13 protein-coding genes are annotated in these 14377 nt (G+C 65.2%); 8 read left to right on the forward strand and 5 right to left on the reverse strand.

The features are described from left to right. Positions 1–108: 108 nt before the first annotated feature. Positions 109–441: a cupin domain-containing protein gene (locus AAHB08_RS07345; protein ID WP_042001328.1), complete on the reverse strand. Its 333-nt coding sequence runs from the start codon at positions 439–441 to the stop codon at positions 109–111. A gap of 201 nt (positions 442–642) precedes the next feature. Between AAHB08_RS07345 and AAHB08_RS07350 the strand changes: the two genes are divergently transcribed. From AAHB08_RS07350 to AAHB08_RS07370, 5 genes are all read left to right on the forward strand, one after another. Continuing rightward, positions 643–2001 carry an NCS2 family permease gene (locus AAHB08_RS07350; protein WP_342058558.1) on the forward strand — a complete coding sequence of 453 codons (1359 nt, stop codon included), beginning with the start codon at positions 643–645 and terminating at the stop codon, positions 1999–2001. 230 nt (positions 2002–2231) lie between these two features. Further along, entirely contained in the window at positions 2232–3302 is a 1071-nt protein-coding gene (gene dhaK / locus AAHB08_RS07355; protein WP_139746148.1) for a dihydroxyacetone kinase subunit DhaK, read from the forward strand. A gap of 15 nt (positions 3303–3317) precedes the next feature. Further along, the gene (dhaL, locus tag AAHB08_RS07360; RefSeq protein ID WP_128815089.1) at positions 3318–3947 is read left to right on the forward strand and encodes a dihydroxyacetone kinase subunit DhaL; all 630 of its coding nucleotides are present in this window, start codon (positions 3318–3320) and stop codon (positions 3945–3947) included. A gap of 1 nt (position 3948) precedes the next feature. Next, entirely contained in the window at positions 3949–4665 is a 717-nt protein-coding gene (dhaM, locus tag AAHB08_RS07365) for a dihydroxyacetone kinase phosphoryl donor subunit DhaM (RefSeq protein ID WP_342058559.1), read from the forward strand. Positions 4666–4803: 138 nt separating this feature from the next. Continuing rightward, on the forward strand, positions 4804–5886 hold the full coding sequence (locus tag AAHB08_RS07370; RefSeq protein WP_342058560.1) for a glycerol dehydrogenase: 1083 nt from the start codon (positions 4804–4806) through the stop codon (positions 5884–5886). An 89-nt stretch (positions 5887–5975) separates the two neighbouring features. On the opposite strand, the gene dhaR is transcribed toward AAHB08_RS07370, so the two are convergent. After that, positions 5976–7883 carry a dihydroxyacetone kinase operon transcriptional regulator DhaR gene (dhaR, locus tag AAHB08_RS07375; RefSeq protein WP_342058561.1) on the reverse strand — a complete coding sequence of 636 codons (1908 nt, stop codon included), beginning with the start codon at positions 7881–7883 and terminating at the stop codon, positions 5976–5978. A gap of 68 nt (positions 7884–7951) precedes the next feature. Continuing rightward, the gene (locus tag AAHB08_RS07380) at positions 7952–8851 is read right to left on the reverse strand and encodes a LysR family transcriptional regulator (RefSeq protein WP_342058562.1); all 900 of its coding nucleotides are present in this window, start codon (positions 8849–8851) and stop codon (positions 7952–7954) included. A 115-nt stretch (positions 8852–8966) separates the two neighbouring features. Between AAHB08_RS07380 and AAHB08_RS07385 the strand changes: the two genes are divergently transcribed. The 3 genes from AAHB08_RS07385 to AAHB08_RS07395 are packed head-to-tail and all read left to right on the forward strand — an operon-like array spanning position 8967 to position 12312. Then, entirely contained in the window at positions 8967–10019 is a 1053-nt protein-coding gene (locus AAHB08_RS07385; RefSeq protein WP_342058563.1) for an agmatine deiminase family protein, read from the forward strand. Positions 10020–10060: 41 nt separating this feature from the next. Next, entirely contained in the window at positions 10061–11173 is a 1113-nt protein-coding gene (locus AAHB08_RS07390; RefSeq protein ID WP_342058564.1) for an extracellular solute-binding protein, read from the forward strand. Between the two features lie 17 nt (positions 11174–11190). Continuing rightward, positions 11191–12312 carry an agmatine deiminase family protein gene (locus AAHB08_RS07395; protein ID WP_342058565.1) on the forward strand — a complete coding sequence of 374 codons (1122 nt, stop codon included), beginning with the start codon at positions 11191–11193 and terminating at the stop codon, positions 12310–12312. 70 nt (positions 12313–12382) lie between these two features. Here the strand turns inward: AAHB08_RS07395 and AAHB08_RS07400 are convergent, their stop codons facing one another. Both AAHB08_RS07400 and ydiK read right to left on the reverse strand, forming a co-directional pair. Beyond that, on the reverse strand, positions 12383–13087 hold the full coding sequence (locus tag AAHB08_RS07400; protein ID WP_342058566.1) for an SDR family oxidoreductase: 705 nt from the start codon (positions 13085–13087) through the stop codon (positions 12383–12385). A 201-nt stretch (positions 13088–13288) separates the two neighbouring features. After that, a complete protein-coding gene (gene ydiK, locus AAHB08_RS07405; RefSeq protein WP_247627490.1) occupies positions 13289–14377 on the reverse strand; it encodes an AI-2E family transporter YdiK in 1089 nt (362 codons plus the stop codon).

Here is a 14377-nt window from a genome sequence, read left to right on the forward strand (position 1 = left end):
TACGGGAAGGCCTTTTTGCTATGCGCCTTCAGCGTCAGTTTCCAGGAAGCCCAATCTGTCGATTGGGCTTCTTTTGTTGTGCCTTGTCACTGTGGCGAGGTGATTCCTCTAGTAGTAGATGCAGAGCCAGACAGTCGTCTCGGTAGGGTGGGTCCACTCCACCCTGTGCTGAAGGTGCGCCGGGATGTTGATGTAATCCCCTGGCCCAAGGTGGACGCGCTCCTGGACCCCGGTATCCGGTGTGATGAAGACCAGGATGGCTTCGCCCTGTATCAGCGCCACCCATTCGTGTTCATCCTGATCGAACCACTCCCCCGTGGGGGTCTGTTGCCCCTGGGAGAGGATGCGCTCGATGCGGAAGTGATTGGTGCTGACCAGGTCGGTGAACACCTCATTGGGCAGGGGGGAGGGGATCTGGCCAAGCAGGTTGCCTGTGTGCATGGGCTTGTCTCCGGCTGATGGGGGCTAGCTAAGAGTGTAGAAGCTGGAGGGGAGCTTCCCATGTGGAAGTTGAGGCTTCTAATGAGGCTTTAAATGGAAAAGTTCGGGAAAATGGTGCCTGATCCGCTGCAATCTCGTCAAATTCTTGCTATTTTGCGCGCCATTACGCAAACGATTTCCTTCACACATTCAGGATGAGTTATGGCAACGCAAGAAATGACGGCCCGCACCGGCAATAGCGGGTTTCTGGACTCCTATTTCTCCATCACCCAGCGTGGCAGCACTGTCCGCCAGGAGTTGCTGGCCGGTTTGACCACCTTCCTGGCGATGGTCTACAGCATCATAGTGGTGCCGAACATGCTGGGTGCTGCCGGCTTTGAGCAGGGCCCCGTCTTCGTGGCGACCTGCCTGATCGCCGCCTTCGGCTCCCTGCTGATGGGTCTGTGGGCCAAGCTGCCGATGGCCATAGGTTGCGCCATCTCCCTCACCGCCTTTACCGCGTTCAGTCTGGTACTGGGTCAGGGGCTGAGCATTCCGGTCGCCCTCGGCGCCATCTTCCTGATGGGTGTGCTGTTTACCCTGATCAGCGTCACCGGCGTGCGCCAGTGGATCCTGGACAACCTCCCCTCCGGCATCGCCCACGGCACCGGCATAGGTATAGGTCTGTTCCTGCTGCTGATCGCCACCAACGGCGTCGGCATGGTGATCAAGAACGAAGGGGCCGGTCTGCCGGTTCAACTGGGTGAAGTGACCTCCTTCCCGGTCATCATGACGGTGCTGGGTCTTGCCGCCATCTTCGGTCTGGAGCGTCGCAAGGTGCCGGGCGGCATCCTGATGGTGATCATCGCCATCTCCATCCTCGGCCTCATCTTCGATCCGAAAGTGGCCTGGCAGGGCTTCTTCGCCATGCCGAGCCTGACCGGCGAGAAAGGTTCGCTGGTAGGCAGCATGGATCTGCTGGGCGCCCTCAATCCGGTGGTGATTCCGACCGTGCTGGCGCTGGTGATGACAGCCGTCTTTGACGCCACCGGCACCATACGTGCCGTGGCGGGTCAGGCGGGCCTTATCAACGAACGTGGCCACATCATCAGCGGCGGCAAGGCACTGACTGCCGATTCCGTCAGCAGCATGGTCGCTGGCGTGGTGGGTGGTGCTCCGGCTGCCGTCTACATCGAATCGGCCGCAGGTACCGCGGCCGGTGGCAAGACCGGTCTGACCGCTGCGCTGGTCGGCGTGCTGTTCCTGCTGATGATCTTCCTCTCCCCGCTGAGCTATCTGGTACCGGCTTACGCCACCGCACCGGCGCTGATGTACGTCGGCCTGCTGATGTTGGGCAACGTCACCAAGCTGGACTTCAATGACTCGGTCGATGCCCTGGCAGGCATGCTGTGCGCCGTCTTCATCGTGCTCACCTGCAACATAGTGACCGGCATCATGCTGGGCTTCGTGGCCCTGGTTGTCGGTCGTCTGTTTGCCGCCGAGTGGAAGAAGCTGAACGTCGGCACCGTCATCATCGCCCTGGCGCTGGTGATCTTCTATGCCGGTGGCTGGGCCATCTAAGGCTTCCGGTGATAGTGAAGGGCCCCGCAGGGCCCTTTTTCATGGCTGTGAGGCCGCTAGCAGTTTCTCTCCCGTTTGCCCCGCCAAGTTTCAGATTGAAACGCCAACGCCCCTAATCCTGTTTCAAATCCGAACCTAACCTGCCGTCATTTTCCTCCCGATTTATCCCGTTAGACTGGCTCCATCAACCATCTGCCTACCCCGTGTGGTGGCAAGCCAAGGAGTGAGCCATGAAGAAGCTGATCAATGCCGTCGATGCCGTGGTCCGTGAACAACTGATGGGGATGGCTGCCGCCCACCCCGAGCTCAAGGTACGTATCGAACCCCACTACATCACCCGCGCCGACTCCCCCGTGATGGGCAAGGTGGCGCTGGTCTCCGGCGGTGGCAGCGGCCACGAGCCGATGCACGGCGGTCTGGTGGGCAAGGGAATGCTGGATGGTGCCTGCCCCGGCGAGATCTTTACCTCCCCGACCCCGGACCAGATGTACGAGTGCGGTCAGGCCGTTGATGGCGGCGCGGGCGTGCTGTTTCTGGTGAAGAACTACACCGGCGACGTGCTTAACTTCGAAACCGCGGTCGAGCTGCTGCACGGTGACGGGGTCAAGGTCGGCTTCTCCCTGATCGATGACGACGTGGCGGTCAAAGACAGCCTCTATACCGCTGGTCGCCGTGGCGTTGCCACTACAGTGCTGTGCGAAAAACTGGTGGGGGCCGCTGCCGAAGCTGGCTATGACCTGACCCGCTGCGAGGCGCTGGCCCGCCGCATCAACAACCAGAGCCGCACCATAGGCGTTGCCATGCATGCCTGCACCGTGCCTGCCGCCGGCAAGCCCTCCTTCACCCTGGCCGACAACGAGATGGAGTTCGGCGTGGGCATTCACGGCGAGCCGGGCATAGCGCGCCGCCCCTTCACCGACCTCAATACCCTGGTGGATGACATGTTCAGCGAGCTGGCTGACAACACCCCCTATGGCCGCACCCTGCGCCACTGGGACAGAGCCTCCGGCAGCTGGCAGGAGGAGCACACCTTTATCGAGCCGCTGAATGCGGGCGATCGGGTCATCGCACTGGTCAACAGCCTCGGCGGCACCCCCATCTCCGAGCTGTATGGCGTCTATGGCCGCCTCGCTACCCTGTGCGAAGAGGCCGGCATCCATCTGGTGCGTAACCTCATTGGCCCCTACTGCACCTCCCTCGACATGACCGGCATATCCATCACCTTGCTCAAGGTGGATGACGAGCTGATGACCCTGTGGGATGCCCCCGTTCACACCCCGGCCTTGCGTCGAGGCTGCTAAGGAGCCTTTATTCTCATGCTAAGCAAACATCAGATCGTCAACTGGCTGCTCGACTGCGAACACATCTTTACCGAGCAGCGTGACTACCTCACCGCACTGGATACCGACATCGGCGACGGCGACCACGGCCTCAATATGCAGCGCGGCTTCGCCAAGGTGGCCGAGAAACTGCCAGCGGTGGCAGACAAGGATATCGGGCAGGTACTGAAAACCACCGGCATGACCTTGCTCTCCTCTGTCGGCGGCGCCAGCGGCCCGCTCTACGGCACCTTCTTTATCCGGGCGGCGGCCAGCAGCGACGCCTGTCAGAGCCTGAGTCTCAGCCAGCTGTGCAAAATGCTGAGCGACGGGGTCGAGGGGATCGTCTCCCGCGGCCGTGCCGAGCCGGGTGACAAGACCATGTGCGATGCCTGGTGGCCGGCACTGGCGGCCCTGCAACAGGCGCAGCAGCAAGAGCTGCCGCTCAACGATGCGCTGGACAAGGCGGTGGCAGCCGCAGCGGCCGGTACCGAGGCCACCATCCAGATGCAGGCCCGCAAGGGGCGCGCCAGCTATCTTGGCGAGCGCAGCATAGGCCATCAGGATGCCGGGGCCACCTCGACCCTGCTGCTGCTGACCGCCCTGCGTGACAGAGCGAGGTTGTGACATGATCGGAATCGTAGTTGTCTCTCACAGCGCCATGCTGGCGGCCGGATTGAAAACACTGGCCGACCAGCTCGGCAGCCCGGCCAGATTGCTGCTGGCGGCCGGGGTCGATGACCCCGACCACCCCATTGGCACCGATGCCATCGCCGTGATGAGTGCGATTGAAGAAGCGGACGACGGCAGCGGCGTGCTGGTGTTGATGGACCTGGGCAGCGCCCTCTTGAGCGCCGAGACCGCCCTCGAACTGCTGCCCCCGGAGCTGAGCGCACGGGTGCGGCTCTGCCCCGCCCCGCTGGTCGAGGGCACCCTGGCCGCCGTGGTGGCGGCCGGTTCCGGCCTGACGCTGGACGAGGTAGCCGCCGAGGCGCTCGGTGCGCTGGGCCCGAAACAGGCGATGCTGCCAGCCAGTGCGGCGCCGACCGCCACTGAGACAGCCCCCGCAGCCGACGACGGCTGGCTGCGCTGCGAGGTGGTGGTGGATAACCCCCACGGCCTGCATGTGCGCCCCGCCGCCCGACTGGTGGCCGCTCTCAAGCCCTTTGCTGCCGAACTCAAGCTGCAAAAGGGGGATAAAGAGGCCAACCCCCGCAGCCTGACCCGGCTCGCCATGCTCAACGTGCGCCAGGGCGACCGGCTCACCCTGCTGGCGCGGGGGGAAGATGCCAACGCCGCCTTGGCCTGCTTCCAGCAGCTGGCAGCGGAGCGTTTCGGCGACTGACCTGCCTGCTTCAAGGCGCGGCAGCGGCTTCATCCGCCAGCAGCCGCGCCACTGTTGTGCAAGTAAAAGACGAAGGAGTCCCCGGCACTGCCGCCCCTTCGCCCCGATTCTTAATACATAAAGAGAGAGGGATAGAATATGGACCGCATTATCATCAGCCCCAGCAAATACGTGCAAGGCAACGGGGCCCTCGCCAATATCGGCAACTACGTCAAAGCGCTCGGCGCTAAGCCGCTTATTCTGGCCGACGCCTTCGTCACCAAGCTGGTGGGCGATACCGTTGCCACCAGCTTCCACGGCGCCGGTATCAAGCCGGAGTTCGACTGCTTCAATGGCGAGTGCTCCCGCCCCGAGATCGACCGCCTGCTGGCCCGCTGCAACCAGACGCCCTTTGACGTCATTATCGGCATCGGCGGCGGCAAGACGCTGGATACCGCCAAGTCGGTCGCCTTCTATCAGAAAGTGCCGGTGGTCATAGTGCCGACCATCGCCTCCACCGATGCCCCCACCAGCGCGCTGGCGGTCATCTACACCCCACAAGGGCAGTTCAGCGAATACCTGATGATCCCGACCAACCCCAACATGGTCATCATGGATACCGGCGTGGTCTCCCGCGCCCCGGTACGGCTGCTGGTCTCCGGCATGGGGGATGCGCTCTCCACCTACTTCGAGGCGCGCGCCAACAAGGTCTCCGGTTGCCAGACCATGGCCGGCGGTGCCTCCACGCTGGCAGCGCAGGCCATCGCCGAGCTCTGCTACAAGACCCTGCTGGCCGATGGCTACAAGGCCAAGCTGGCGGTGGAACAGGGGCTCTGCACCAAGGCGGTGGAGAACATCATCGAGGCCAACACCTATCTAAGCGGTATCGGCTTCGAGAGCAGCGGGCTGGCCGCCGCCCACGCCGTTCACAACGGCCTGACCCAGCTCGCCGAGTGTCACCACCTCTACCACGGTGAGAAAGTGGCGTTCGGTACCCTGGTGCAGCTGGTGCTGGAGAACGCGCCGATGGCGGAGATCGAGACTGTGCTGGCCTTCTGCCGCTCGATCGGCCTGCCCACCAACCTGCATATGATGGGGGTCAAGGAGCTGAATATGGCACGCCTGATGGAGGTGGCCAAAGCCTCTACCGCCGAGGGGGAGACCATCCACAACATGCCGTTCAAGGTCACCGCCGAGGATGTGCTGGCGGCCATCGTCACCGCTCACCAGCTGGGGCTGTAACCGCCCCACGGCTGACCCTGCCATATAAATCGGCCCCGCATCTGCGGGGCCTTTTCGTTTTCTGCGGGCCGGTTGGCGACGGCTCGCCGTCAGCCGTGATAGTCGGCGGGATCGATCTCAAGCAGCTTGAGCCGCCGCCAGAGGGTGGTGCGGCTGATGCCAAGATGCTGGGCCATCTGGCTCACCTGCCCCTTGCAGGCGTGGGCGCAGCGCAGGATGGCTTGCCGCTCCAGCTCCGCCAGGGTGAGCAGCGGTTGCCCCACCACCTCGTCCGCCACTTGCTGATAGCCGTGACGAATGGCGGCAGGCAGCGCCTCCGGCGGGATCGGCCCCTGACCGGCATGGAGCAGCGCATGCTCCACCGCACTGCGCAGTTCCCCCAGATTGCCGGGCCAGGGATAGGCGAGCAGACAGTCGAGGGCCGCCGGGCTGAACTGGCGCACCGGTTCGCGCCCCTGCGCCCCTAGCTGCTGGCTGATAAGGCCCGGCAGATCCGCTGCACGCTCCCGCAGGCCTGGCAGCCACAGTTCGCACGCCTGCAGCGCATAGAGCAGCTGGCGGCCAAACAGCCCCTCCTGCACTCGCTGCTCCAGCGGGGCGCTGCTGGTGGCGATGATCCGCACCTTGAGCGGCAGGATGCGGGCCGAATCGAAGCGCTGGATGCGGCCGGTCTTGAGCAGTTGCAGCAGCGCCGCCTGCATGGGGGCAGAGAGGCACTCCACCTGCTCCAGCACCAGGGTGCCGCCGTGGGCCAGCTCGAACTTGCCCGCCCGCTCCTGCCCCGCCTCGTCGGAGCCCATCAGCTCCAGCGCCATCCGCTCGCTTGGCAGCGCCTGACAGTTGAGGGTGATGAGCGGCCCGGCGGCCCGTTCGCTGCCAAAGTGGATCGCCTCCGCCAGCTGGGCCTTGCCCACCTCCTCCTCGCCGCGCAGCAGGATCGGCCCCTGACTCTGGGCCGCCTGCCGGGCGTAGCGCAGCAGCTTGCGCATGGCGCTCGACTCCCCCACCAGCGCCGACAGCTCGGGCACCGTCTGGCGCAGCTGGTGGATGGCCCGCAGCCGATCGACCGGGTGCAGCAGGGCGATAAAGCTGACCCCCTCCGGCCCCGGCAACGGCTTGAGGCTTATCAGCGCATTGATGAACTCCCCCTCCTGAGCGCCGAGCCGCTCCAGCGTCACCTCCACATGGCTGAGCGGCGTCTGCCCCTTGATGGCCAGCTGCAAACGCTGGGGCAACAGCAGGTGCTGCTCCAGGGGTTGGCCGAGACAGCGATCCGGATCGAGCCGCAGCCGGTGTGCCGCCAGGGCGTTGAGGTAGCGCAGCCGGCCCTGGGGATCCCAGGCCAGCACGCCGTCATCCATGCCGTCCAGCAGGGCGTAAAGCTCGCTCAGATGGTGCTGGGACTCCTGCATCAGGGTCTCCATCTGCAGCAGATGGGCCAGCTCGCGCCCGGCGCTGACGGTGAGCGCCAGATCCCCGACCGTTGCCTCCCCCACCCGGCAGATCAGCGCCATGATGGCGACCTGACGGCCGTTGCTGTTGTAGACCGGGCTGGCGCAGCTGTGCCAGGGATGGAGGGTCTGGTTGAAGTGCTGGGGGCCGCTGACGCAGAGCGGCACCCCCTCCAGCGCCGCCAGATTGATGGCATTGGTGCCGATGCGCCCCTCGCTGAAGAAGGCGCCGGGGCCAAACCCCAGCGCTTCGAGTTCTGCCAGCGTCTCACGATGGCCGGTGCGGGCCAGCAGGCAGCCGCTCTCGTCGGTGAGCAGCAGGGCGCAGGGGCGCCCCTCCATAAATTCGTAGAGATCCTCGAGGGCCATCTCGCCAGTGGTGAGCAACTCCCGCTTGCGCTGACGCAGGCTCTGCAAGGTCTGCCCCTTGGCGCTGTGGGGCGGGTGCCAGAGGGTGGCGCTGGTCTGGTGGGCGCAGCGCAGCCAGGAGGCCTGCAGATAGTCAGGCCAGGGCTGAGGAGGCAAGCGGTCAGATAGCAGAGTCACATGCAATATCCGGCAAGAGAGAGACCGACCATTTAACCACTCTTGCCGGCCCGATTCAGTGACCTGCCTCAGAGGGCGGCAATGGCATCCCGATCATCGCCCGCCGCCCCCTCGGCAAATTGCTGGCCGAGCCAGTGGCAGAAGGCGCGGCACTCCGGCATCCCCTCGCTCTCCTGATGGATCAGCAGGCTCCACTGGGGCCCCTTGACCCTGAACGCGGAGAGCGGCAGCAACTGCCCCTGCTCCCTGGCTGGCTGGGAGAGCCGTTCGCTCACCAGTGCCACGCCGAGCCCGGCGCTGGCCGCCTCCAGCAGCAGGCCGGGATCGGAGAAGTTGAGCCCCCGGGTCTGCAGGTTCAGATCCTCCCCCCCTTTCAGGGTCCAGTGGTGCCAGTCCAGCTCCCGCTCGCCATGCAGGGTGGTGCGCTCTGCCGCCGGTTGGGCCAGCACGGCAGGGGCGGCCACCGGCAGCAAGCTGTCCGCCAGCAGTGGCTGGTGGCGGCACTGGGCCTGGGGGGCGAGATCCCAACGCAGGGCGAGATCTATGGTCTGCTCCGCCAGGTCGGGCACCTCGTCGCTGGTGAAGAGCCAGAGATCGATGTCGGAGTGCTGACGATGAAACGTCCCCAACCGGGGCAGCAGCCAGTGGCGGGCGATGGCGCTGCTGGTGTTGAGCACCAGCTGGTTCGGCTTGCGGTACTGCTCGAGGCGCTGGATCCCCACCGCCAGTTGCAGCAGCACGCTCTGGGTGGTCTCCAGCAGATCCTGCCCCGCATCGGTCAGGGCAACCGAGCGCCCCTGCCGGTGGAACAGCGGCTGGCCGAGCAGCTCCTCCAGGGAGCGGATCTGCTGGCTGATGGCGGACTGGGTGAGGTGCAGCTCCTGCGCGGCCTGATGAAAACTGCCGAGGCGAGCCGCCGCCTCGAAGCCCCGCAGCACGTTGAGCGGGGGCCAGTGCTTGAACATCATTGATTAGCTCCACTTATCACTTGCACTGAAAATCGATCGTTTGTTCGCCGTGTTATGGGGGGATAGTCTATTCCCATCGTCAGCAACCTTAATAGTACCTAATCAGAGAGGGAATATGCGGGAACAGGGAATAGTGGCAAAGGGCTGGTTTATGCCCGCCGAATGGTGCCAGCACGCCGCGACCTGGATGGTCTGGCCCCACAACAAGGCGCTGTGGGAATCCGGCTGGGGCGTCACCCTGGCCGAGGTGCAACAGGACTTCGCCCGGGTGGTCAACGCCATCGTCCGGTTCGAACCGGTCAGGCTGGTGGTCGACCCTTCCGCGCTGGCCGAGGCGCGCGCCCTCTGTGACGAGCGGATCACCCTGGTCCCGCTCCCGGTGGATGACAGCTGGTGCCGCGACTCCGGCCCCACCTTCATCTGTCATCCCGAACTCGGCACTGCCGGGGTGAGCTGGCGCTTCAACGCCTGGGGCGGCAAGTCGGTTCACGGTCTGGACGAGGGGTTGGCGCGGCGTATCCTCAACAGCCTGGAGCTGGAGTGTATCGGCAGCTTTCTGGCCAACGAGGGGGGCGCCATCCATGTGGACGGCGAAGGCACCCTGATCACCACGGAATCCGTGCTGCTCAACAGCAATCGCAATCCGGGGATCGGCAAGGGGGAGATCGAGCGGATCTTCAGCCGCCTGCTCGGCATCGAGAAAACCATCTGGCTGCTGGGGGATCCCGACCATGTCACCGGCGACATGACGGACGGCCATGTGGACGGGGTCTGTGCCTTCAGTCGCCCCGGCCAGCTGCTGGTGGATGCCACCCGGGATGCCACCTCGACCTACGGCCTCGTGGTGCGGGAGAACCGACGGGCCCTGGCCCTGGCCACGGATGCCAGAGGGCGCACCTTCGAGTTGCAGGATCTGTACGACGCGAGTGAGGCCATAGACACCGAGGCCGAGGTCTTCTGTGCCTCCTACACCAATTTCTACCTCGCCAACGGCGCCGTCATCATGCCCGCCTACGGGGTGGCGAGCGACCGGGAGGCGGCGGCTGTGCTGCAAGGCGCCTTCCCGCAAAGGGAGGTGGTGCCGGTCTCGATCAACCGGTTGGCCCACGGCGGCGGTGGTATCCACTGCATCACCCAGCAGCAGCCCGCCTGGCCGCTGCGGGGCTGAGCGTTGCACGGCGGCGGCCAATCACAGGGAGTAACCACATCATGATCAGGAAGACACCAAGGTGGATGGGCTGCCTGGCCCTGCTGCTGAGCCTCTCGGCCGAGGCCGGGGAGGCCGATGCGGCAACAGGAGAGGAGAAGGTGCTGCGGCTCTACAACTGGGCGGACTACTTCGCCCCCGATACCCTCAGCGCCTTTACCAGAGAGACAGGGATCCGGGTCATCTATGACGTCATGGACAGCAGCGAGACCCTGGAGGCCAAGCTGATGGCCGGTCGCAGCGGTTATGACCTCATCTTTCCCGGCGATACGGTGGCGGAGCGGCTGATGCGGGCGGGCAGCCTGCAACCGCTGGATCAGGGCAGGTTGCAGCACCTGGGGGAGATAGAGCCAGGCTTGCGGCGCCTGCAGCAAGCCTATCCCCATTCACGGGATGCGGTGGTGCCCTACACCTGGGGCACCATAGGGCTCACCTATAACGCAGCCATGATCCGGCAGCGGATGGCGGATGCCCCGGTCAACAGTCTCGATCTGCTGTTCAAGCCCGAGCTGGCGGCAAAATTTGCCGACTGCGGCATCTCCATCATCGACTCCCCCGACGAGGTGCTGGCTGTTGTGCTGCACTACCTGGGACGGGATCCCCACAGCGGCAAGGCCGAGGATCTGGATGCCGCGCTGGCGCTGCTCAAGGGGCTCAAGCCCCATATCCGCAAGTTCCAGTCCCAGCCGGTGACCCAGCTGGTCAACGGCGATCTCTGCCTGTCCCTGGGTTACAGCGGCGACATGACCCAGGCCAGGCGCGCCGCCGCCGAGGCGGGCAAGGAGGTCGACTTCGAGTACAGATTGCCGAAGGAGGGGAGCACCGTCTGGATGGATACCATGGCGATCCCGGTGGATGCGCTCCATCCTGACTATGCCTACGCCTTCATCAACTTCGTGATGCGCCCGGCCAACATGGCGGCCATCACCAACAGCACCGGCTATCCGACCGCCAGTGCCAGGGCCAGACCCATGGTGGATGCCACCATGACGGCCAACCCGGATATCTACCTGGATGAGGCCAGCTACCAGCGGCTCATTCCGGGCAAAGACATTGCACAACCCCAGATGCGTGCCCGGATGCGAGCCTGGACTCGTTTCAAGAGCAGCCTCTGAACCCCAGGAGTAGAAAGATGTTTTCCCGACGCCACGTATTGAAACAACTGGTCGCCCTCGGCGCCATTGCCGGGTTCGGCAGCCTGCCCGGCGCCCGCTCGGCCTTCGCCGCCGGCGAGACCGGTGCCGCCGGCCGCTACCACATGCCGGAGGAGTCCTCCCCCCAGGCCCTGGTCTGGGTGGCCTTCGGTGCCACCAGCGAGATCTGGGGTCGCAACTACAAGGAGGTGCAGGCCACCATAGGCCGGCTGGTGCAGGCCATGGCGCCCTACACCCGGGTCAACGTGCTCTGCCACCAGGATGACGAGGAGCTGGCGCGCCAGCTGTGCGGGGAGCGCAACACCCACTTCGTCCACGCCGTGATGGACGATATCTGGCTGCGGGATACCGGCGGCGTCTTCGTGCAGGATGAGCAGGGGGAACTGGGGCTGGTGGACTTCAACTTCAACGGCTGGGGGGACAAGCAGGAGCACAGCCATGACGCCAGCATCGCCTCTCTGGTGAGCCGCCAGGCGGATGCCCATTACCTGCAGAGCGAGATCATCGGCGAGGGGGGCGGCATCGAGGTGGATGGCAACGGCACCGCCATCATGACCGAGAGCTGCTGGATCAACAGCAACCGCAACCCCGGCCTCACCAGGGCGCAGGTGGAGGCAGAGCTCAAGGCCAACCTGGGGCTGCGCAAGATCATCTGGCTGCCGGGGATCAAGGGCCGCGACATCACGGACGCCCACGTAGACTTCTACGCCCGCTTCGTGCGCCCCGGGGTGGCGGTGATCAACATGGACAAGGATCCCGACTCCCACGACTACAAGGTGACCCGCCAGCACCTGGCCATACTGCAGCAGGCGACGGACGCCGACGGCAACAAGCTGGAGCTGCATCAGCTGCCGCCACCCCTGGGCGGGCGGGACAACAAATTCAGCCGCAGTCCGGACTTTGCCGCCGGTTACATCAACTACCTGCCGATCAACGGCGCGGTGATCGCCCCCGAGTTTGGCGACAAGGCAGCCGATAGCTACTGCCGCGATCTGCTGGCCAAGCTCTACCCCGGCCGCAAGATAGTGCAGGTCAACATAGACCCGGTGGCGGCAGGGGGCGGTGGCATTCACTGCATCACCCTGCATCAACCGGCCTGAGCCTCCTCTGCCGACTCATGACCCGGTGCGACTCGACGCTCCGGGTCATGTCCCTTGGTACAACAGCCCCTCAGATCCCCGTCATGCCGATCTCGTCGAGCTGGACGTGGGCGGGTTGGCGCAGGGTGTAGAGCACGGCCTCGGCCAGATCCTCTACCTGCAGCCAGCCGGGCTTGCGATCGCCCGGGCAGGCCGGGGGCGGCACCTGGACCAGCCCGGGGCAGAGGGTATGAACCCGAATGCCCTGATGCTGCACCTCTTCCCGCAGCGCCTTGGCGAACCCCAGCACGGCAAACTTGGCGGCGCAGTAGACGCTGGCCCTGGCGTAGCCGTGCCTGGCGGCCTGGGAGGCGATGTTGATGACGGTGCCATGGCGGCTCGCCAGCATGTCCGGCAGGCAGGCCTGGGTCAGCAGGAAGGTCCCCTTGGCGCAGGTGTCCATGACCCTGTCCCACTCCGACTCCGGCAAGTCCTGCACCAGGTAGTCGCTGCCCACCCCGCTGTTGTTGACCAGCAGGTCGATGGGACCGAGCCGCTCCCGGGCCTCGGCGTGGCGGGCGCGCACCTGATCGCCGTCGCAGAGATCCAGCGCAAGCGGCAGTACCCTCACCCCGTAGCGGGCGTTGAGCCGCGCCGCCTCCTGCTCCAGCAGTCCCAGGCGGCGCGAGACCAGCACCAGCTCCACCCCCTGGCTGGCCAGGGCCTCGGCGATGGCCAGCCCTATGCCACTGGCGCCACCGCTGATCAGGGCGCGTGTTGCTCTCAGTTCGTTCATCTTGTCTCCTCCTTCAATGGAGCAGCCATTGTGGCGGCTGGGGTTAGGGGATCCCAGGGGAGGGAGGGGGCGGATTCGAACCCTGGTTCGTGTTTTGGCGAGACGATTCGAACTTTGGTTCTATGTGGGCGCGACCGGGCCCAAGCCGTGCAAAAAAAGACGCCGCCCAGTGGGCGGCGTCTTGTTTCTCTTGCGGGCGGGTCACTCCACCGGGGGTGGCACGGGCGCCTCTGCGGCGGGTGCCTGCTCCCCCTCTTTTATCCAGGCATCCAGCAGGGTGTAACCCACCGCCAACACCACGGGGCCGATAAAGAGCCCTATGATCCCCAGCGCCAGCAGGCCGCCGATGACGCCCACCAGGATCAGGATCAGCGGCAGGTCGGCGCCGCGCTTGATGAGGAAGGGGCGCAGGAAGTTGTCCATGGTGCCCGCCAGCAGGGACCAGACCAGCAGGAAGGTGCCCCAGGTGGTATCCCCGCTCCAGTAGAGGTAGCCCACGCTGGCCAGCAGCACGGGGAAGGGGCCTATCTGGGCGACGATCAGCAGGAACATCAGCACCACCAGGATCATGGTGTAGGGAATGCCGGCGATGAGCAGGCCTATCCCGGCCACCGAGGATTGCACCAGGGCGGTCACCACCACCCCCATGGCGACGGCGCGGATGGCCTGGGAGGCGAGCACCACGGCGTTGTCGCCACGCTGGCCCGCCAGGCGGTGGGCGAAGCGGCGAATGCCGTCGGCGGCTTTTTCCCCGGAGTGGTAGAGCAGGCCGCAGATGGCCACCGTCAGCAGGAAGTGGACGAACAGCAGGCCGAGGTTGCCCGCCTGGGCCGCCAGCCAGCGGGCTGTCTGGCCGAAGTAGGGGGCCAGCTTGGCGAACAGCACCTGACCGCCGCTCGCGAGGATCTGCTGCCAGAACTCGAACAGCTTGTCGCCCACCAGAGGCACCTGTTGCAGCCAGAGCAGCTCGGGGGGCGGGGAGTGGCTCAGCTCGGTGCCGAGATCGATCAGCATGGGGGCCTTCTCCGCCACGTTGGCCAGCGCCATGAACAGGGGGATGACGAACATCAGCAGCAGGATGCCGCTCATCAGCAGGGCGGCCAGGGTGCGCTTGCCCCACAGCAGGCGCTGGGCCATCTGCATCAGCGGCCAGGTCGCTATGGTGATCATGGTGGCCCAGACCAGGGCGGGCAGGAAGGGGCGCAGCACCATGAAGCACGAGATGATGAGCAGGCTGAGAAACAGCAGGCCCAGGGTGATCTTGGCCAAATCCACTTTTTTCATATGCAT

The sequence above is a fragment of the Aeromonas sp. OTU364 genome, assembly GCF_038440395.1.
Taxonomy (GTDB): domain Bacteria; phylum Pseudomonadota; class Gammaproteobacteria; order Enterobacterales; family Aeromonadaceae; genus Aeromonas.